The 21,415-nt window shown below is 34.1% G+C and carries 23 protein-coding genes; all 23 read left to right on the top strand.

What is annotated here, in order from left to right; translation table 11 throughout:
* Window positions 1-29 precede the first annotated feature (29 nt).
* The 23 genes from C794_RS13635 (at window position 30) to C794_RS13520 (ending at window position 21,413) form a co-directional block, all read left to right on the top strand.
* Window positions 30-1,451, top strand: coding sequence for an ATP-dependent helicase ComFA (locus C794_RS13635; RefSeq protein WP_017797702.1), 1,422 nt, complete (start codon window positions 30-32; stop codon window positions 1,449-1,451).
* On the top strand, window positions 1,448-2,125 hold the full coding sequence (locus C794_RS13630) for a ComF family protein (RefSeq protein ID WP_017797701.1): 678 nt from the start codon (window positions 1,448-1,450) through the stop codon (window positions 2,123-2,125). The genes C794_RS13635 and C794_RS13630 overlap by 4 nt, the downstream gene beginning before the upstream one ends.
* A gap of 598 nt (window positions 2,126-2,723) precedes the next feature.
* Window positions 2,724-3,149, top strand: a complete 426-nt coding sequence (locus C794_RS13625; RefSeq protein ID WP_017797700.1) for a TIGR03826 family flagellar region protein — start codon at window positions 2,724-2,726, stop codon at window positions 3,147-3,149.
* A gap of 61 nt (window positions 3,150-3,210) precedes the next feature.
* Window positions 3,211-3,468 (top strand): flagellar biosynthesis anti-sigma factor FlgM, encoded by a 258-nt coding sequence (gene flgM, locus C794_RS13620; RefSeq protein ID WP_017797699.1) that lies wholly within the window; start codon window positions 3,211-3,213, stop codon window positions 3,466-3,468.
* A gap of 18 nt (window positions 3,469-3,486) precedes the next feature.
* Window positions 3,487-3,969, top strand: coding sequence for a flagellar protein FlgN (locus C794_RS13615; protein ID WP_017797698.1), 483 nt, complete (start codon window positions 3,487-3,489; stop codon window positions 3,967-3,969).
* A gap of 21 nt (window positions 3,970-3,990) precedes the next feature.
* Window positions 3,991-5,469, top strand: coding sequence for a flagellar hook-associated protein FlgK (gene flgK, locus C794_RS13610; protein WP_017797697.1), 1,479 nt, complete (start codon window positions 3,991-3,993; stop codon window positions 5,467-5,469).
* An 8-nt stretch (window positions 5,470-5,477) separates the two neighbouring features.
* A complete protein-coding gene (flgL, locus tag C794_RS13605) occupies window positions 5,478-6,359 on the top strand; it encodes a flagellar hook-associated protein FlgL (RefSeq protein ID WP_017797696.1) in 882 nt (293 codons plus the stop codon).
* An 80-nt stretch (window positions 6,360-6,439) separates the two neighbouring features.
* Window positions 6,440-6,994 (top strand): DUF6470 family protein, encoded by a 555-nt coding sequence (locus C794_RS13600; protein ID WP_017797695.1) that lies wholly within the window; start codon window positions 6,440-6,442, stop codon window positions 6,992-6,994.
* Between the two features lie 21 nt (window positions 6,995-7,015).
* Window positions 7,016-7,459 (top strand): flagellar assembly protein FliW, encoded by a 444-nt coding sequence (fliW, locus tag C794_RS13595; protein WP_017797694.1) that lies wholly within the window; start codon window positions 7,016-7,018, stop codon window positions 7,457-7,459.
* On the top strand, window positions 7,459-7,686 hold the full coding sequence (gene csrA / locus C794_RS13590; protein ID WP_017797693.1) for a carbon storage regulator CsrA: 228 nt from the start codon (window positions 7,459-7,461) through the stop codon (window positions 7,684-7,686). The genes fliW and csrA overlap by 1 nt, the downstream gene beginning before the upstream one ends.
* Before the next feature lie 128 nt (window positions 7,687-7,814).
* Window positions 7,815-8,177, top strand: coding sequence for a flagellar protein FlaG (flaG, locus tag C794_RS13585; protein ID WP_017797692.1), 363 nt, complete (start codon window positions 7,815-7,817; stop codon window positions 8,175-8,177).
* A gap of 12 nt (window positions 8,178-8,189) precedes the next feature.
* Window positions 8,190-9,683 carry a flagellar hook-associated protein 2 gene (locus tag C794_RS13580; RefSeq protein WP_017797691.1) on the top strand — a complete coding sequence of 498 codons (1,494 nt, stop codon included), beginning with the start codon at window positions 8,190-8,192 and terminating at the stop codon, window positions 9,681-9,683.
* A 17-nt stretch (window positions 9,684-9,700) separates the two neighbouring features.
* Window positions 9,701-10,102: a flagellar export chaperone FliS gene (fliS, locus tag C794_RS13575; protein ID WP_017797690.1), complete on the top strand. Its 402-nt coding sequence runs from the start codon at window positions 9,701-9,703 to the stop codon at window positions 10,100-10,102.
* A complete protein-coding gene (gene fliT / locus C794_RS13570; protein WP_017797689.1) occupies window positions 10,102-10,455 on the top strand; it encodes a flagellar protein FliT in 354 nt (117 codons plus the stop codon). The genes fliS and fliT overlap by 1 nt, the downstream gene beginning before the upstream one ends.
* A gap of 367 nt (window positions 10,456-10,822) precedes the next feature.
* On the top strand, window positions 10,823-11,380 hold the full coding sequence (gene hpf, locus C794_RS13565) for a ribosome hibernation-promoting factor, HPF/YfiA family (RefSeq protein WP_017797688.1): 558 nt from the start codon (window positions 10,823-10,825) through the stop codon (window positions 11,378-11,380).
* A 297-nt stretch (window positions 11,381-11,677) separates the two neighbouring features.
* On the top strand, window positions 11,678-11,830 hold the full coding sequence (locus C794_RS20865) for a hypothetical protein (RefSeq protein WP_017797686.1): 153 nt from the start codon (window positions 11,678-11,680) through the stop codon (window positions 11,828-11,830).
* Window positions 11,831-12,035: 205 nt separating this feature from the next.
* Window positions 12,036-14,552 (top strand): preprotein translocase subunit SecA, encoded by a 2,517-nt coding sequence (gene secA / locus C794_RS13550; RefSeq protein WP_017797685.1) that lies wholly within the window; start codon window positions 12,036-12,038, stop codon window positions 14,550-14,552.
* A gap of 93 nt (window positions 14,553-14,645) precedes the next feature.
* Window positions 14,646-15,747 (top strand): peptide chain release factor 2 gene (gene prfB / locus C794_RS13545; RefSeq protein ID WP_154648751.1). Its coding sequence is split into 2 segments (ribosomal slippage): window positions 14,646-14,717 and window positions 14,719-15,747, totalling 1,101 coding nucleotides; the frame shifts between segments, so codons are not numbered across the junction.
* A 392-nt stretch (window positions 15,748-16,139) separates the two neighbouring features.
* Window positions 16,140-16,445 carry a c-type cytochrome gene (locus tag C794_RS13540; protein ID WP_017797683.1) on the top strand — a complete coding sequence of 102 codons (306 nt, stop codon included), beginning with the start codon at window positions 16,140-16,142 and terminating at the stop codon, window positions 16,443-16,445.
* A 236-nt stretch (window positions 16,446-16,681) separates the two neighbouring features.
* Complete coding sequence (gene ftsE / locus C794_RS13535; RefSeq protein WP_017797682.1) at window positions 16,682-17,368, top strand: cell division ATP-binding protein FtsE; 687 nt, start codon at window positions 16,682-16,684, stop codon at window positions 17,366-17,368.
* A complete protein-coding gene (gene ftsX, locus C794_RS13530; RefSeq protein ID WP_017797681.1) occupies window positions 17,358-18,251 on the top strand; it encodes a permease-like cell division protein FtsX in 894 nt (297 codons plus the stop codon). The genes ftsE and ftsX overlap by 11 nt, the downstream gene beginning before the upstream one ends.
* 38 nt (window positions 18,252-18,289) lie before the next feature.
* Entirely contained in the window at window positions 18,290-19,672 is a 1,383-nt protein-coding gene (locus tag C794_RS13525) for a murein hydrolase activator EnvC family protein (protein ID WP_017797680.1), read from the top strand.
* A gap of 274 nt (window positions 19,673-19,946) precedes the next feature.
* Entirely contained in the window at window positions 19,947-21,413 is a 1,467-nt protein-coding gene (locus C794_RS13520; protein WP_017797679.1) for a S41 family peptidase, read from the top strand.
* Window positions 21,414-21,415: the final 2 nt, after the last annotated feature.

The following is a 21,415-nucleotide window of genomic DNA, read 5'->3' as shown; positions in this document are numbered from 1 at the left end:
GCACGATACTAATATTTGGAGGTGCATATATGAAAGAAAAAGGTAGTAAACGTATTACATCCTCACCATTATTAATCTCGTATTATTTATCTAATAAATTGTTATTGGAAGAAGAAATTCCTTTCCCCATGAAATGTCACCAAACCCTCATATCGACCCATCAACTTATTCCCGTAAAAGCGATTATCCAAAAAGGTTTATCTATTCAATGTATGCGATGTGGCAATAAAAAACGAACCCTTTTTTCTACTTATCCTTGTAGCCTTTGTAATCAAAAACATTACTACTGTCGAAATTGTATTCAAATGGGAAGGATAAGTGAATGTAAACCTTTATATCGATGGAATGGGATACAAATGAAACACATATATCATAAGAATCCTTTAACGTGGGATGGCGAATTAACGCAGGCTCAACAGGTTGCTTCCACTGGTTTAGTAAAAGCCATCCAAAGAAAAGAAAAAGAATTTCTAATCTGGGCGGTTTGTGGATCTGGTAAAACTGAAATGCTTTTTCACGCTATCAATTACTGTCTGCAACAAGGAAAACGTATTGCGATTGTTTCGCCAAGGGTGGATGTTATTCGTGAATTGTATCCGAGAATACAGTCAGCATTTGAGAAAGTTCCTGTAGAAGCTTTATATGGAAGTAGTGTAAATAAGAAAGGAATGACTCAAATTATATTGGCTACTACACATCAATTAATGCGATTTAAAAAAGCCTTTGATGTATTAGTAATTGATGAAGTAGATGCTTTTCCTTTTTATTATGATGATACATTAGCTTATGCTGCAGTTCATGCAAAAAAGCCCAATGCAACTACGGTTTATCTAACTGCAACGCCTCGTAAAGATTTACAAAAAAGAATTCGACAACGAAAACTTCCACATGTCTTTGTTCCTTTACGTTATCACGGTTATCCATTACCAGAACCAACAATGAAGATGACTTTTCGACTTCAACAATACTTGTCTAAAAAACAAATTCCTCCAAATTTTTTAAAATGGCTATCCATGCGAAAAAAACCAGAAAGACAACTATTAATTTTTGTTCCAACAGTTCAACTAGCAAAAGATTTAAAAGAAGACTTATGTATAGAATTACTTCACCATCGTACTATCAAGCATCAATCAGAATTCCAAGAGGTATATGCGGAAGATCAGCGTAGGGAAGAAAAGGTTAATACATTTCGCGAAAAGAAATTACAAGTATTACTTACAACCACAATATTGGAAAGAGGAGTAACATTCCCATCCGTAGATGTTGCAGTTCTAGATGCAGGACATGAAGTCTTTGATGAAGCTGCGCTTGTGCAAATTGCGGGCCGGGCTGGGAGAAGTGCTGACGATCCTGCTGGAGAAGTTGTATACTTTCATAACGGGAGAACAGAGGCAATGGAAAAAAGTAAGCAATTGATTATTAATATGAACAAAAAAGGAAAAAAATTATGAGTCAATGTCTAAGTTGCGGTCAATCTTTAGATACGATAGTTTCTTGGGAAAGTTGGTTAACATTTAAAAGAGAACATGTTATTTGTACTGTTTGTGCTTCTAACATGGAAAAGATAACAGGAAGTAGGTGTTCGGTTTGTAGTCGTCCAAGTCAATTATCAATATGTCATGATTGTATTGAATGGGATCAACTTGGCGAGGTAATTCAATTTAATTATTCCTTATTTCATTATAATGAATGGATGAAAAATATTATTTCATTGTGGAAGTTTCGAGGTGACTATGTATTACGTGAAATATTCCGCGAGGAGTTGAAGTATTCGTTTGAGAGTATTTTTTTATCTCAAAACAAAGAATTAATTTTAGTACCTGTTCCTCTTAGTGTTAAACGTATGAATGAGAGAGGTTTTAATCAAGCTCTTGCGCTAGCTGAAATGTTAGATATGCCCATTCAAGAAGCACTTGGAAGAAAGGCAAGTGAAAAACAGTCAAAGAAATCAAGAATAGACAGATTGAGGTCTTCTAATCCATATTATCTTTTGAAGCCAATTCGAAAAAGAGTTGTCCTTATTGATGATATTTATACAACAGGAACTACTATTCGACAGGCAGCTTCGATTTTATTAAAAAATGGCTGTCCGGAAGTTTATGCTTTTACACTTATAAGAGGATAATGATTTGTACAAACATTTAAAAATAAAAAATTTATACAGATATGGCGTTGCTACTGTGAGCGTAAGTAAAGTAATGACAGCGTAAAATATGATTAAAACTAGCAGTACAATCCATCTTTTACTCCTGATTGTAACTAAGTAATTAACAATCAAAAGGGATAGAAGGAAAAATAGTAAACTTTATTGGTACAAAATTTGGATTCTACCAGGTTACAATAGCGAAACAAGAGTAAATGGATAAGATGAACGGTAATAAGATAAAGGTATTTCATTATACCTCCCCCTTGTTAGTAATTAATGTATATACGTCAAATAAGCTTCATCAACAAAATAATATAATGAACGGTTGGATTTTTTACTAACTCTTTTATACCTGGAATAAATTAGTGAATGATATAGGTATAAAGGTATATACTTATTCGTTCTTTCCAATGAAAGTGAGACTGGTTAGGTCGATATGCTTATTTTTAATATAACTATTAACATAATGCCTATTTGTGACGATGATATAATCAAGAATAACCTAACTATAAAACGTTACCAATTAATCAATTATGAGTAGACTTATTTTGTTATCATTGAAAGAGGAGAGATAACAGTGGGGGAATTAGCAAATTGTATACGTTGCGACACTGTTTATGTGAAGACAACTCGTGATATTTGTACAGATTGTTTTCAAAAGGAAGAACAGGCATTTCAAAAAGTCTATGCGTTTCTAAGAGTAAGAAAAAATAGACAAGCAACATTATCTGAAATTGTAGATGCTACAGAAGTGAAAGAAGTTCTAATAACAAAGTTTATAAAAGAACGCAGATTACAAGTGAAAAACTTTCCAAACTTAGGGTATCCTTGTGAAAATTGTAATACAACAATTACGAGTGGAAAATTCTGTGATAATTGTTTAGACAAATTAAAAGAAGAATTATCTGCTTTTGAGCAAATTGAAGAAAGAAAATTAATTAATGAACAGTCTGAAGGAAAGAAAGTAGATACATATTATGCTATAGATAAACATGGAAAATAATACAATTACAGAATAAGTACTTTATTACCGATATTATTTTTAGTGGAAGAGGTGACGGAAAATGAAAATAAATGGACCAAATCCAACCAATTTTAATCCATATAAACAATCCATCCAACCAAAACCAGAACAAAAAAGTGATGCTTATAAAAAAGACCAAATTGAGATTTCTTCTAAAGCAAAACAATTACAAGAAAGCGCAAGTGATCCGAAGCGCGCAGCTTTCCTAGAAGAATTAAAAAAGAAAGTCAATGCTGGTGAATATAAAGTTGATTATGATCAAACTGCTCAAAAGTTGATGAACTTCTGGAAAAAATAAAGTTAGGGGGGATAGAGATTGTCGGAAAAAATAATTTCTGCAATAAATAAGTTGTTAGTGATGCATCAAGAAATTTTAGAGCTATCGAAGGAAAAAACAGTCGAAATCAAAGATGGTCATATTGATAATCTTCAGTCTTTACTAGTAAAAGAAAGAAAACTTGCTCGGAAATTGCAACATTGTGAAGAAGAAAGAATGCAGGTTGTTCAAGAGTGGGCTTTAGAAGTTAAATTATCAAACCCAACCCCGACTATTTCAGAAATCATTGATTATATAGATGAAGATAAGCAAGAAGAGCTTTTAACAATTGCAACATCTTTAACCGATACAATTAAGGAATTTAAAAGACAAGAACAATTGAATCAAGTGTTATTAAATGAATCGATGAAATTTGTTCAATTATCATTAGATTTAATGAGTCCAACTATTAAAACGATGAACTATGGGTCTGGAAAAGAAACGAAGGATACTAGCAGATCTGTCTTTGATTCAAAAGCTTAGTGAGAAAAAGGAGCTAAAGAAATGGGTACTTTTTATGGATTAGAAATGTCAAGACAAGCATTAGCCGTACAACAGAGTGCACTGTATACAACCGGACATAATATATCGAATGCAAATACGGAAGGCTATTCAAGACAAAGGGTTAACTTAGAAGCGATGAATGGATTTCCGTATGCCTCTAGAAATCGTCCAAATATTCCAGGACAAATGGGAACAGGAGTGGAAGCTGGTTCTGTCCAACGAATTCGCAACCAATTTTTAGATAACCAGTTTCGTAGTGAAAACAACAGTTCTGGATATTGGACAGAACGAGCAAATGCGTTAAGCAGAATGGAAAATGTAATGAATGAACCAAGTGATTCGGGGCTATCAAAAACGATGAATCAGTTCTGGCAATCTTTACAAGACTTAGCAGTAAATCCAGATAATGCGGGTGCGCGTTCTGTTGTATTAGAACGCGGTCATGCATTAGCAGATACATTTAATTATTTATCTTCATCCATGAGTACCATCCGTTCGGACTTAAGTAACCAAATTGATACGACGGTAAAAGATGCCAATTCTCTAATAGACAGTATTGATAATCTTAACGCACAAATCAAGAATTTGGAAACACATGGTTATGATGCGAATGATTTATATGATAAAAGGGACGTTCTATTAGATGAGCTATCTGGAATTGTAAATATAAAAGTTTCCTATGATAATAGTCATGCAAAAAATAGAGCAGATGGCGTAGCTAAAGTAGAAGTTCTCAATGATAGCGGTGATCCGATTGCAACGTTAGTTGATGGAGTAGAGGGCACAGTCAATCATATTGAAGCTCCTCTATATAATGAAGGGGAAGAAAATGATTTAACAGTTATTGAGAATATTCAAGTGAACGGCGAAAGCATCCTATCATCAAAAGGTAGTTTGAGCGGACTTGTTGAGTCCTATGGTTACTTGGATGGTGAAGAGAGAGTTGGAGATTATCCGGAAATGATGAATCGGTTAGATGAATTAGCATATGCTATTGCTACTTCTTTTAATGAGATTCACTCCCAAGATGGAGGGGCACTTTTCTTTGCTGATTTAACAGATTTAACAGATGAAAAAGGTGCAGCAGGAGCAATATCGGTCATACTTGAAGACTATGAAGATATTAATGTTGGTGCTGAAGGTGAAGCTGGAAATGGAGATCGCGCGAGTGCACTAGCGGACATTTTTACGAATGCGAATGACCTTCTAGATGGGGCTTCAATTAATGACTATTTTGGATCAATTATTGGGGATCTTGGAGTAAAAGCTGAACAAGCGAATACAATGCAAGAAAATACAATGACATTACAACATCAAGTGCAAAATCAGCGTCATTCAATAAGTGCAGTATCACTTGATGAAGAAATGTCGAATATGATTAAATTCCAGCATGCTTACAATGCTGCGGCAAGAGGAATGACGACAATGGATGAAATGATAGATACGATTATTAATCGTATGGGATTAGTAGGAAGGTAGTGATTTAAATGCGTGTTACACAGTCAATGTTATCGAATAATATGTTGCGAAATTTAACCAATAGTAATGCTCAAATGAACAAATATATGGAGCAGCTCTATACAGGAAAAAAAATCACCAAACCTTCTGATGATCCCGTAGTTGCAATGAAAGGTATTGGTTATCGATCAGAGTTAGTGCGTGTAGAACAATATCAACGTAATACATCTGAAGTAAATAATTGGATGGACAATACTGATTCTGCCCTAAACCAGGCTACTTCAGCAATGCAACGTCTTAGAGAATTAGCCGTAAAAGCAAATAATGGTACGAACAGTGAAGATGAGTTGCAAAGTATTCTTCAAGAAGCCAATGAATTAAAAGGACATCTTACGGATATTGCCAATACAAATGTAAATGGTAAATATATTTTTAATGGCACCAATACGAATACACCACCAGTTACTGTGGATGAAGATGGAAATATAACGACTGCTTTTCAAGATAATGATGTCGTTATCGAAGTATCTGCTGGAACAAAACTTAAAGCAAATGTAAATGGTGGAGATGTGTTTGGTGGAGAACCAGATTTATTTACAGCAGTAGATAATTTTATTACAAATCTGGAAAATGGAGAGAACATCGATGAAAGTATCGGAGAAATCGATGCAGGCATCAACCAAATAATTAATTCACGGGCTGAACTAGGTGCGCGAATGAATCGATTAGAACTAATTGAAAATCGTTTATCAGAGCAAGAAATTGTGGCGACACAAACGATGTCTGATAATGAAGATGTGGATTTTGCAGAAGCAATCACAAAACTAATTACACAGGAAAGTCTCCATCGAGCAGCATTATCAGCTGGTTCACGCATTATTCAACCATCTTTAATTGATTTCTTAAGATAATGAAAAGGCCCTGGCCAAAAGGTTCAGGGTCTTTTATCGAATAATGAGTGTAAATGAGATGATTTGAAGGGGTGAACTACATGCAAATTCCACAATTGCAGATGCGTTCTCAACTAGGACAAATTGCAATAAATACAAATAATGCAAAGCAATTTATTTCACAACGCCAAGCAGATTTAACGATACAACAACCTCAAGCAGAATTAAAAATTCAAACAAAACCAAGCAAACTGACTATTGATCAATCAAAAGCTTGGGAAGATATGAATCTAATGGGGATATTGCGTCGGACGGAAAAAATAGCTGCGCAAGGTAAACAAGAAGTGATGAACGGAATTGCTAGAAGAGCCCGGCAAGGAAATCAATTAATGAAAATCGAACATCAATCGAATCCAATTCAACAACAAAGTATTGCGAATGCGTACGAGCACTACAAGTCATTAGGGATTATGTTTATTCCTTCTACTTTTGCTGTACAGACAAATTATCAACCGTCAGAAATAGATATAACCGTTATAAGAAATGAACCCATTATACGCGCAAAGGTGAATCAACCACAAATTTCCTACCAACCGGGTGATGTGGAGATTTCTTTAAAACAGCAACCAGAATTAGACATTTGGCTAGAAGCCTAGAAAATTAAGAGGTGATATATCATGCAAATTGAGTCTAGTTATTTAGGGAATATTGTTATTGATGAAGAAAAAATACTCCAATTTCAAGCAGGATTACCAGGATTTGCAGAAGAAAGAGAGTTTGTCGTATTAGAAATTCCAGAAAATCAATTATTCCATATTTTACAATCCATACATAATCCGAACCTTGCTTTTGTAATTACCGATCCATATCAAATCTATACTTCTTATACATTCGAACTGGATGATTATACGATTGAATCTTTACAAATCACATCACAAGAAGATGTTGCTGTCTTTACGATTATGACATTAAAAGATCCATTTCAAAAAAGTACGATTAACTTAAAGGCGCCGATTGTAATAAATATGGAGAGACAATTAGCGAAGCAATATGTAATAAATTCTGAAGATTATTCATCACAAGCACCTATACATATACCTCCATTAAAGGAGGGAGAATGATGCTTGTATTATCGCGAAAACAAAGTGAAGCTATTCAAATTGGGGAAGATATAGAAATTGAAGTCATTGCGATTGAAGGAGACCAAGTAAAATTAGGAATCCGTGCTCCAAAGTCTGTAGATATTTATCGAAAAGAAATATATGTGGACATTACGAATCAAAACAATGAAGCTGCCAAGTTAGATAGAAATTTACTTCAGTTTTTAAAAAGTGATTCAACTTCATAGTTAAACGAATGTTTAAGATAGATTTTTATTAATGGTCAGAAAGATAAAAGTAATAAACCATAAATGCATCTTAAAACAAAACCTAAATTGACCGATATATAAATAAATCAATGAGGAGTGTAACTACAATGACAGTGAATAATATTGGAACTAGTAAACCAGCTGTTGTTGGTATACCAACGAAAGAAGTTGCATTATCCCAAACAAAAAGTATAACAAACGAAAACAGTCATCAAATACAGGGTGGATATGCCGAAAAACTTGTAAACAAAGTAGATTTAGAAGTTGCAGTAGATCAGATGAATGAACTGTTAAAACCAATAAGAAGAAATCTCAAATTTGAGATGCATGAAAAGTTAGAACGATACTATGTAACAGTAGTAGATTCAGAAACAAGTGAGATTATTAAGGAAATACCTCCAAAGAAAATGCTAGATATGTACGCAGAGTTAGCAGAATTTATGGGATTCTTAATTGACGAAAAAATCTAAGGATGTGATGGTATGCGAATTGGCGGATTAGCCAGTGGAATTGATACAGAATCGATTATTAAAGATCTAATGCAAGCAGAAAGAATACCTTTAAATAAATTAGAACAGGATAAAACAAAACTTGAATGGCAACGTGATGCATTTCGTGATGTAAATAAACTATTATCCGAATTAGATAATATGATGCTCGATATGAAATTGAGTTCTACGTATAATTCCAAAATGATTTCCTCTACGCAAAGTGATGCGGTGAAAGCTACTGCAAACGCAGGGGCATCTAATGGAACGTATTCGATAAATGTAAGTCAATTAGCTACGTCGGCGATTAACGTAAGTGAGAATGAATTAACATTAAATCAAGATCAAACGTTACATGAACAAGGAATTACAGAAGATGTAGTATTTACTACTTTTGATAAAGAAGGAAATGCTCAAACGCATACGTATCAAATTAATGAAGGCGATAAATTAAGTGATCTATTTAAAAAAATTAATGATGACAAAGATAGTCCGGTCCGAATGACATTTGATGAAAATGCGAATAAAGTCATTATGGAGACAACACGTACAGGTAAATACAATACGAAAGCGGAAAATGGTATAGATAATGAGATTGTCTTTACCGATAGTTTTCTTACGGATAGTTTACATCTTTCCATGAGTGAGGAAAAAGGCGGAGAAAATGCAAAATTTACGTACAATAATGCGTATGAAACTGAATCTCGCGATAATCAATATTCCTTAAATGGAGTGACATTTCAGTTCTATGATACAACTGATGGTAATGCAACCTTAACCGTCAATAATGATGTGGATGCTTCTGTTGAAAATATCATGAAATTTGTTGATAAATACAATGAAATTGTTGAAACAATAAATGGTTCTCAACAGGAAGAAAAATATCGTGATTTTCCTCCTTTAACAGAAGAACAGAAAAAAGAAATGACAGAAAGAGAAATTGAACTATGGGAAGAAAAAGCCAAAAGTGGGCTTCTCAAAGGGGAATCTTCGTTAACTAACGGATTGTATAATATGCGACAGAGTTGGTATAGCTCTGTAAATGGTGAGGGAGCATTTTCAAGTTTAACCGAAATTGGTATTACTACCTCAAACAATTATTTGGACGGTGGTAAGTTAGTTGTCGATGAATCTAAATTAAGAGAATCACTTACAGAAGATCCTGAAAGTGTGCAAAAGCTATTTTCTAACAGTAGTGATGGAGAAGATAGAGGATTAATTAATCGTTTAGAAGATGCTGTAGATACCACCATGGCACAAATCAGTCAGCGTGCAGGTAAAGCAACCGATACATCTTTGGATAACTATACTTTAGGTAAGCGTATGAAAGATATTGATAGTAGAATAACAAATTTTGAGCGTCGTCTAGAGCTAACAGAAGCAAGATACTGGAGACAATTCTCCGAGATGGAAAGAGCAATTTCCATGATGAATCAGCAGTCGTCTATGTTAATGTCTAACTTTGGTTCTGGAATGGCACAAGGATAGATAAGGAGGAGAGGCTTATGGTAGCGAACAAAGCATATCAAACCTATCAAAATAATTCAGTGAATACAGCATCAAGCGGAGAGCTAACTTTAATGCTTTATAATGGGTGTATGAAATTTATTAAGCAGGCGAAAAAGGATATACAAGCAGATAACTTCGCAGGTAAAAATAAGAACATCCAGAAAGCGCAAGATATTATTCATGAGTTGATGATTACTTTAGATTCGAAAATTGCTATTTCAAAACAAATTCTTCCTTTGTATGAATATATGCAGTACCAATTAAAAGAAGCTAATGTTCATAATGATACTTCTAAATTAGACGAAGTCCTAGGGTTTGTTACTGAATTTCGTGATACATGGAAGCAAGTGATAATTAAAAATCGCCAACAGCAATATAATGAAGGTGCTTCTGTATAATGAATCGTGTGGAGCCAATTTTTAATATAACAAAAAGTATGCAACTATTGTTGGATGAAGAAATAACAGTTAAGAATCGTGAACAAGTTATTGAAATGTTGCAACAGAAAATAGAAGAACGTGGTCAATTACTACAAGATTTAACTGAACCATATAGTATTAAAGAGGAAACTTTAGGTGCTGAAGTTGTTAAACTTAATCAGCAAATTGAAATTAAAATGAATGTAATATTTGATCAAATTAAAGTAGAATTAAAACTAATGAAGAAGAAAAAGAAATCGAATCACTCCTATACGAACCCTTATCAACATGTACAATCCAGCGATGGATATTTTATGGATAATAAAAAATAATCTTATAGCGGTAGCGGTGAAGCATAGCTATAATGAAAAATTTCATAATAATATATCCTGTATAAAAACCGAGTATTGCTGGTCTTTGATTACCATTGCAAAAGGACGCTTTTTAGCAGGGACAGAAGTAATTTACTATTCATAATTAAATCCGACAATATTTTACTATCATAAATATTAACCGTCTCGAATAAAAATAGAGTTAATTGGCATTCTTTTATCTTGTGTGTTGTATTTTTAATATCATAATTATTTACAATCATAAACCAGTAATTTGCGATTTTGTGATGAAATACAAGTTTAGAGAAGAGATGTTTGTGATATAGTGATATAATAAATATATAAAGTACAAAAGGAGGACACTTGTATGAAGTTTAATATTCGAGGCGAAAATATTGAAGTTACTGGAGCAATCAAAGAATATGTTGAGAAAAAGATTAGCAAGCTAGAGAGATATTTTGATTCAGCTCCAAATACGGATGTACATGTCAATTTAAGTGTCTACAATGATGAGCAACGAATCGAAGTTACGATTCCAATGACCAATTTGCTCCTCCGTGGAGAGGTACAGCATGTTGATCTCTATGCCGCAGTGGATTTAGTCGTTGATAAGTTAGAAAGACAAATTCGTAAGCATAAAACAAAAATAAATCGTAAGTTCAGACAAAATGGTTCTCCTAAACATGCTTTTGCAGAAATGGAAAAAGAAGCTAGATTAGCTGAAGGTGAAGAAGATGAAAATCAATTAGAAATAGTACGTACAAAAAGATTTAATTTAAAACCGATGGATTCCGAAGAGGCTATCTTACAGATGGATATGTTAGGACATGAGTTCTTCGTATTTACAAATGATGATTCTGGTGAAACAAATGTAGTTTACAAACGAAGAGATGGAAAATATGGTTTAATAGAACCACATGTTTAAAACTTTTAATTATATAGATAATAATGAGCTTGGGACAAAGTATTTATTTTGTCCCAAGCTCATTTTGTATGTAATTATACGAGAACACTTTGTCAAAAAATGTCGAATAAAAAATGAAAATACGGTTTTAAAGGTAGAATTTTATAGGAATCCAATATTTGAAATTAATCAAGTAGTGTTTTTACATACTTATGGCCAGTTCATTCCATTTCTAATATATTAAATAGAAAAATACCAGTTTGGAAACAAACTAGATACATGATATAAATGAGCTAAACGTTGAAAGGGGGTGAGAAGTTGAGTGAAAATGAACGCCAATTACTTCATGAATTAGCTCAACGACTAGATAAACAAGAAGAAAAAGTTATTCAATTACTTCGAATCATTGCCACTACAAACAAAAAAGTTTCCGAAATCTCCCCTCATGAAAAAGAGAAACTTCCTACTTAAAATTGGTTCCCCTTTTCAACTACCTCGCAATACTTTCCTCTTTTATAGAGTTGATAGAATCCTATCGCTCTATTTTTTTATGCATAATATCATTTACGTACTATTTAACTACTTGCTTAGTTGTCACATCAGTTTATAAAGTGTTATGATAATAATGGTATCATATAGAAAATTCAATGATTGAAATTATTGAGGAGCGTTAGATATGGCAGGCATTTTAACCAAAATATTTGGTGATGGTAACCAAAAAGAATTAAAACGATTAGAAAAACAAGTAGATTTAATTGAACAGCTAGAACCTGAGATGGAAAAGCTCGAGGATATAGATTTTAAAAATAAAACAGAGGAGTTTAAAATTCGTTATAAAAACGGGGAATCTCTGAATGACTTATTAGCGGAAGCTTATGCAGTAGTTAGAGAAGCTTCTAAGCGTGTGCTTGGAATGCGCCCTTTCCGTACACAGTTGGTAGGTGCAATTGCCCTTCATGAGGGAAATATTTCTGAAATGAAAACAGGGGAAGGTAAAACACTTGCTTCCACGATGCCTGCATACTTGAATGCATTAACAGATGAGGGTGTTCACATTATCACTGTTAATGATTATTTAGCAGAACGTGATGCGAAAGAGAATGGGAAATTATTTGATTTTCTTGGTATAACAGTAGGGTTAAATCATAATGGCCTTTCAAAAGATGACAAACGAGAAGCTTATCAAGCAGATATCACTTACGGAACAAATAATGAATTTGGCTTTGATTATTTGCGTGATAATATGGTCTTATATAAAGAGCAAATGGTGCAGAGACCTTTAAACTATGCAATTATTGATGAGGTGGATTCTATTCTCATTGATGAGGCTCGTACACCATTGATTATTTCTGGTTCCGCGAAAAAATCAGCAGCACTCTATCAGCAGGCAGATGGATTTGTAAGAACATTAAATAAAGAAAATGATTATACCTATGACGAGAAAACAAAAGGAGTTCAGCTAACAGAGGAAGGTATAAATAAGGCTGAAAAATACTTTTCAATTGAGAATTTATTTGATCTAGATCATGTTTCTTTGACACATCATATAAATCAAGCGATGAAAGCACATGTCTCGATGCATCGTGATACTGATTATATGGTTGAAGAAGGTGAAGTGGTAATTATTGACCAGTTCACAGGAAGAAAAATGAAAGGTCGTCGTTATAGTGATGGACTACATCAAGCAATAGAAGCAAAAGAAGGATTGCAAATTCAAAATGAAAGTATGACATTAGCATCAATTACTTTCCAAAACTACTTCCGTATGTACAATAAATTATCAGGTATGACTGGTACTGCTAAAACAGAAGAAGAAGAGTTTAGGAATATCTATAATATGGATGTTATCGCAATTCCTACTAATGTACCTATTGCTCGTGACGATAAAGCAGATTTGATTTATAAGTCTATGGAAGGTAAGTTCCGGGCTGTTGTGGAAAATATTAAAGAACGCTATGAAAATGGACAACCAGTACTAGTAGGTACTGTTGCAGTAGAAACCTCTGAGTTAATCTCTAAGATGTTAAAACGTGCAGGAGTAAAGCATGAGGTGCTTAATGCGAAAAACCACTTTAGAGAAGCAGATATCATTGAACATGCTGGTCAAAGAGGGGCAGTAACGATTGCTACCAACATGGCTGGACGTGGTACAGATATTAAACTAGGTGAAGGTGTTAAAGATTTGGGAGGTTTAGCCGTTATCGGTACAGAACGACATGAATCTCGACGAATCGATAATCAGCTTCGTGGACGTTCCGGTCGACAAGGTGACCCAGGTATATCTCAATTTTTCCTTTCCATGGAAGATGAATTAATGCGTCGATTTGGCTCAGATAATTTAAAATCAATGATGGAACGTCTGGGAATGGATGACTCTCAACCAATCGAAAGTAAAATGGTTTCAAGAGCGGTGGAATCAGCTCAAAAACGAGTAGAAGGAAATAACTTCGATGCTCGTAAAACGATTCTTTCGTATGATGACGTATTACGTGAACAACGTGAGATTATTTATAAACAACGATTTGAAGTTATTGATGCTGATAGCGACCTAAGAGAGATCATTGAAAATATGATTCAATCATCGATTGAACGTGTGGTAGATACGCATACACAAGACAATGATGAAGAAAATTGGAATCTAGAAGCGATTGTTGAATATTCCAATGGTAACTTATTTGATCCAGATACCATTCATGTGGATAATCTAAAAGATAAAGAAGCAAGTGAAATTACAGAACTCCTTATGACAAAGGTAAAAGAGAGATATGATGCTAAAGAGGAGGAATTAACACCAGAACAATTCCGTGAATTTGAAAAAGTTATTCTGTTACGTACTGTAGATTCCAAGTGGATGGACCATATTGATCAAATGGATCAACTAAGACAAGGTATTCATTTACGAGCTTATGGACAAAATGATCCTTTACGTGAGTATCAGATGGAAGGTTTCTCGATGTTTGAAGAAATGGTAGCAAACATTGAAGATGAAGTTGCTAAGTACATTATGAAGGCACAGATTCGTGAAAACTTACAAAGGCAAGAAGTTGTGAAAAATACACAAGCAGTTTCTGGTGGAGAAGATAGTGGTAAGAAAAAATCGAAAAAACCGATTGTAAAATCCAACACGGTAAAAAGAAACGATCCTTGCCCTTGTGGTAGTGGTAAAAAGTATAAAAATTGCCACGGTCAATAAAGATGACCTAAAATATAACTGTAAAGCCTCCGGTGTAATCAAAAATGCACTAGGAGGCTATTCTATGATTATAATGTTTAAGGAGAGATATAAGTGGAATTAACAGAGATAAGACAAGAGTTGAATAAAATAGCTTCACGCGTTGAAGATTTTAGGGGGTCTCTTTGACCTAGATGTGAAAAAGGCCAGGATTGCTGAATTAGAGGCAGAAATGGCAGATCCTTCTTTCTGGGATGACCAAAATAAAGCCCAAAGTGTGATACAAGAGACAAATGGTCTAAAAGAATATGTAAATGGATTTGAAGAAATTGAAGAAAATCTCGAAAATCTTGAAGTATCTTATGAGTTAGTAAAAGAAGAGAACGACCAAGAACTATTTGAAGATCTACATGCTGAACTTCAACAGTTTATAAAAGATATAAATCAATTTGAGTTACAGCTATTATTAAGTGAACCATATGACGCGAATAATGCTATTCTGGAATTGCACCCAGGTGCAGGAGGTACAGAATCTCAGGATTGGGCTAGTATGTTACTTAGAATGTATCAGCGCTGGGCGGAAGAACGTAGTTTTAAGGTGGAGACTTTAGATTATTTACCAGGCGATGAAGCTGGTCTAAAGAGTGTAACGCTACTAATTAAAGGCCATAATGCATATGGATATTTAAAAGCTGAAAAAGGAGTACACCGTCTCGTACGTATCTCACCATTTGATTCTTCTGGTAGAAGACATACTTCATTTGTTTCATGTGACATTACTCCAGAAATGTCAGACGATGTCGATGTAGATATTAGAACAGAGGATATTAAAGTGGATACGTATCGTGCAAGTGGTGCTGGTGGGCAGCATGTCAATACTACTGATTCTGCTGTTCGAATTACCCACTTACCAACAAACATCATTGTTACGTGTCAAAATGAACGTTCTCAAATAAAAAACAGAGAAGCAGCAATGAAAATGTTAAAATCAAAACTATATCAATTAGAAGTAGAAAAGCAAAGACAAGAATTAGACGATATACGTGGAGAACAAAAAGAGATTGGCTGGGGAAGTCAAATTAGATCGTATGTATTCCACCCGTATTCTATGGTTAAAGACCATCGAACAGATACAGAGACTGGTAATACACAAGCTGTTATGGATGGAGATATAACTCCTTTCATTGATGCTTATCTACGTTCGCAAATGGATTAAAGTTAAACGGAGGTTTTTAGGAAAACAATTGAGAAAAAAGTTTTTGTCGAAGGCCGGATGCTCTAAAATAAGCGTAAGAAATATACGGGGACTTCTGTGGAAGCAAGGAATAGGTGAGACCCCGAATGCGGAACATACGAAGGCTCACCAGCCGCCTTAGGGCAAGCGGAGAGTATTTCTGAAGCCGGTTTTCAAAACCTATTCATTCTCTTAAAAATTTTTTATACACACGCGCTTTAAGTTATCCAATCTTTTTCATAAATTTGCCATAAATTCCATAAAACCTTTATATAACAATATGTATAGGTGTTCTAATAAGAATTAACTAGTTTTTTTATATTACAAAAAGGCTATAATGAAACTATACATAATTGTTGAAAAGAGGGAGTTATATGAAGAAGTGGCTAGTTACAATGCTATTAGGAGTTGTAATTGCTTTAGGAGCATGTGGTAGTGCAGATAATGATACTGCTACTGAGAATCTAGATCCTGGTGAAGAAGTCTACCGGAATAATTGTGCGTCTTGTCATGCAAATGATTTGTCGGGTAGAGGAGGCCCAGCTCTAGTTGATGTTGGTTCGAAATATTCTCAAGATGAGATAGCTAAAATCGTTACAGAAGGTAAGGGAAGTATGCCGCCTATGAATGTCGAAGGTCAGAACTTAGAAGAATTAACAAACTGGCTTTCTGAACAATAAACAATAACTATAAATATAAGTAATAGGTATTTCAGATCATTCAACCGATCATTATCGGGAAAGTGGTCTGTTTTTTTGTATAATTGTTACATAATATGTCGAATTGAAATGAAAATGTAATATTATTGTCCTAAAAATTTTGTAGATAAATGTTATAATTAATTAGTATTCTGCTAGTTATTAGTTACAAATGAACTAGCTTTTGCTTAACAAAAACGATAAAGGTGAGTATTCCAATGATATTAATGCAAGATATATATAAAACATACAAAAATGGTGTAACTGCGTTAAATGGTATTAATATAAATATCGATCAAGGTGAATTTGTATACATAGTTGGTCCCAGTGGGGCAGGTAAGTCAACATTTATTAAGTTAATGTATCGAGAAGAGAAACCCTCCAAAGGGAAAATTATAATAGGTGAAAAAGATTTAAGTGATTTGAAAGAAAAGCATGTTCCTTTTTTGCGAAGAGATATTGGAGTAATTTTCCAAGATTTTAAATTACTACCAAAATTGACTGCGTATGAGAATGTTGCTTTTGCATTGGAGGTAATTGAAGAATCGCCTAAAGTGATTCGAAAGCAGGTTATGGATGTTCTAGAAATGGTAGGTTTAAAGAATAAAGCTAGAATGATACCGTCAGAACTCTCTGGTGGAGAACAACAACGTGTTTCTATAGCGAGAGCAATTGTGAATAAACCTAGAATTGTTATTGCCGATGAACCTACAGGTAATTTAGATCCCGAAACTTCATGGGGAATTATGGAACTCTTTGAAGAAATAAATGATAGAGGCACTACTATCATCATGGCGACGCATAGTAAAGATATCGTAGACAGGAAGAAAAAACGAGTTATTGCGTTTGAGGATGGTGTCATTGCGAGAGACGAGCAACGAGGTGATTACGGCTATGAAGTTTAGAACTTTAATGAGACATATTCGTGAAGGAATAAAAAATATATTCAGAAATGGCTGGATGACTTTTGCATCAGTAGCAGCTGTTACCACAACGCTAATACTTGTAGCTGTATTTTTAGCACTAGTGTTAAATTTAAATCAAATGGCAACCAACATCGAAAAAGATGTTCAAATTAGTACTATTATAGACCGTACTGCGGATGAAGAACAGATAGTTGAGTTAGGGGAAGAATTAGAACAAATAGAAGGTATTGAAAAAGTTCAATTTTCCTCAAGAGATGATGAACTAACGAAGTTGATGGATAGTATGGGAGAAGAAGGCCAAGCTTGGGGGATGTTTGAACAAGATAACCCACTGCATCATACATACTATGTTGATCCAACAAATCCCGAACAAACAGAACAAATTGCTTCTCAAATTAAATCTTTAAACTATGTAGATGATGTTCTTTATGGACAAGATGTAATACAAAAATTATTCGAGTTTAATAATTATGCTAGAACAATTGGATTAGGGTTGATTATAGCTCTTGTATTTACTGCAATCTTCCTAATCTCAAATACTATTAAAATCACGATTATTGCACGTAGTACCGAAATCGGTATTCAAAAACTAGTAGGTGCTAAGAATAGCTTTATTCGTTGGCCTTTCTTTATTGAGGGAGCTTTACTTGGGATACTTGGTTCAGTAATACCAATCACGGTCATATTAAGTGGTTACTATTATATATATAGTAATTTTAATGACGCTATAACAATTCCATTTGTTGAGTTACTACCATTTAATCCATTTGCTTGGCAACTAGCTGGAATGGTACTACTAATTGGTGCGGTAATTGGTGTATGGGGTAGCGTAATGAGTGTTCGTAAGTTCTTAAAAGTATAATAAAAGGTTAAGGAATCCATGCAGAGGGGGAAATATGATTGAAGAAGATAACTTCCATTCTAGTTATTACTTTATTAACATTAACGGTGTTTGGACCTAATTTAAAAGTTTCTGCTGAATCTGCAGATGATGTTCAAAAACAAATTGAAGATCTTGAAAAAGAAAAATCGAATTTAGAGAAAGAACGAAAGAATATTGAGGACTCTAAGAAAGATACCGAGAGTAAAATGGAAGAAAATAAACAAGAGCAAAACTCAGTAGAGTCTGAAATCAATAACATTGACTCTGAATTAGAGGACACGCAAAAACAAATTGAAACGAAACAAACAGAAATTGATGAAACAAATGATGAGATTAATAGTCTTACAGAAAAAGTTGAAGAATTAAAAGAACGAATTAAAGAACTAGAGGAAGAAATTAAACTCTTAAAAGAACGGATTGAGAAGCGGGACGAGTTATTAAAGAATCGCCTACTTTCTATTCAACAAAATGGTGGAGATATTAAATATTTAGAAGTGATTTTTGGTGCATCTAGTTTTGGAGACTTTATTTCTCGAAGTACTGCAGTAAATACTATTATGGATCAAGATAAAGAAATAATGGAAGAACAAGAAAGAGATAAACAAGCTCTAGAAGAAAATAAAAAAGAAGTTGTAGCTAGTAAAGGTGAGATAGAAGAGAAAAAGCTGGCGGTTGAAGATAAGAAGAAATCTCTTGAAGGACAGCACGATGAATTACTAGCGTTAAAAGATCAATTAAATAATCAAATTGCTGAAAAAGAAACACTAATGGCAGAGCTAGTTGATGAACACGAAGAGCTAGAAGAGATTAAGCTTTCAGCTGAAGAGGAACAACAACTAATTTCTGATGAAGCTGCTGCTAAAGAACAAGCTATTAAATTAGCTCAAGAAAAAAAAGCTAACATGCAGAAAAAAGAGAAAGAAAAACAAAATACATCGAATCAAGGTAGTAATTCAACAGCATCAGCAGGAGGAAGCAGTTCTGTTCCTAGCGGAGATTTTATCCGTCCAACTACCGGACCGGTTACCTCTGGATTTAACCCAAACCGGATGCATCCAATCTTTAATGAATTAAGACCGCATACTGGTACAGATTTTGGAGCTTCTAATGCTGGAGACCGTAATATTATGGCTTCTGCTGATGGAGTTGTATATCAAGCTGGCGTATTAAGTGGTTATGGTAATACAGTAATGATTACACATCATGTGAATGGCCAAACCTTTACTACACTTTATGCACATTTAAACAGTATGTCAGTTTCAACAGGACAAACTGTATCACAAGGTGACAAGATTGGAGTAATGGGGAATACTGGTAACTCAACTGGTGTACATCTTCATTTTGAAATTCATCCAGGTGGCTATAAAAATCCAGTAGATCCATTTAATTATATTAATTAGTAGTATATTAAAATATGCAAATAAGAGACCGAATTATAATTCGCAAATAACGGATTATAATTCGGTCTCTTGATTATAGAATTAATCTTAAAAAAGAAGTTGGGACATAATTTTAAATTTAGCATTAAGAATACATTAGAATTTTTATGAACAAATCCATAGTCATTCAATTCTTAACATGGTATCCTTTTCTTATTGAAGTATTTTCATATCTGAATAATTATTAAATATAGAAGCAAGCAATGGCTTGTACTAATAACTAAGAGGTGGAGACATGAAGCTTAATAAAAAACAAATAGTGCTTATATTTGTAGGTGCATTATTATTAGGATTCATTGGTGCATATGCAGGAATTCAATTAGCACAAGATAATAATCAACAAACACTACAATCGACTGTTGAAAATTCATCATCGAATGAAGATGAAAGTAATGAACAGTCTGAATTGACGGGGGATTTAAACAAAGTTTCTCAAGCATACGATATTATTAAAGAAAATTACTTAGAGGATGTAGAAGATAAACAATTAGTCGAAGGTGCTATTGAAGGGATGTTAGCAACCCTAGACGATCAGCATACATCTTACTTAGATGTTGAGATGATGCAACAATTTAATGAACAAATCGAATCTTCATTTGAAGGAATTGGAGCAGAAGTAAGTATGGTGAACGGAAATGTTACTATTGTATCACCGATGAAAGGTTCCCCAGCAGAAGGGGCTGGTCTGCGACCAAATGATCAAGTATTAACGGTAGATGGTGAAAGTTTAGATGGGTTAAACTTAAATGAAGCTGTAGCGCAAATTAGAGGTGAAAAGGGTTCAGAAGTTGTATTAGAGATACAAAGGGCAGGTGTAACTGAACCATTTGAAGTAACAATCGTTCGAGATACGATTCCAGTTGAAACGGTATATAGTGAAACAAAAGAAGTAGATGGAAAATTAACTGGAATAATCGAGATCACTAATTTCTCTGAGAAAACGGGAGAAGAATTTGATCAACAATTAAATGAATTAGAGAATCAAGAAGTAGAAGGATTAGTTATTGATGTTCGTGGTAATCCAGGTGGACTTTTAAATGTAGCAGAAGATATTCTTAAACATTTAGTGCCAAAAGATCTCCCGATTCTACAAATTGAGGATGGAGAAGGACAAGTTGAGGAAGTTTATTCTGAATTAGAAGCGAAAAAAGATTATCCAATTAGTGTTCTGATTGATGAAGGAAGTGCGTCAGCTTCTGAGATTCTTGCGGTTGCAATGAAGGATCTTGGATATGATATTGTTGGTGAAACAAGCTATGGTAAAGGTACAGTTCAACAAGCCGTGCCAATGGGAGATGGAAGTTCTATTAAGTTAACAACGTTAAAATGGCTTTCACCTAAAGGTGAATGGATAAATGAAGAAGGAGTAGAGCCTACTATTGAAGAAAAACAACCAGAATATTACTATTCTATTCCAATTCAAGTAGAAGAACCATTTTCTATGGATGAGACTAGTGAGGAAATTGCTAATATGCAAGTAATGCTTTCTGGATTAGGTTATGATACTGGACGCACCGATGGATATTTTGATGACCAGACAGAGAAAGCAGTGAAAGATTTTCAAGCAGATAATGATTTAGAAGCTACTGGGGAAGTAGATACCGAAACAGGAGGCTTAATTGAATCACAACTCGTTGAAAAAATAAGAAACGGTGAAGATGATCAACAACTGGATACATCATTAGAAGAATTGTATCAATAAAC

This window comes from Oceanobacillus kimchii X50 (genome assembly GCF_000340475.1).
Lineage (GTDB): Bacteria > Bacillota > Bacilli > Bacillales > Amphibacillaceae > Oceanobacillus > Oceanobacillus kimchii.
This window is presented reverse-complemented; position numbering and strand designations above follow the sequence as displayed.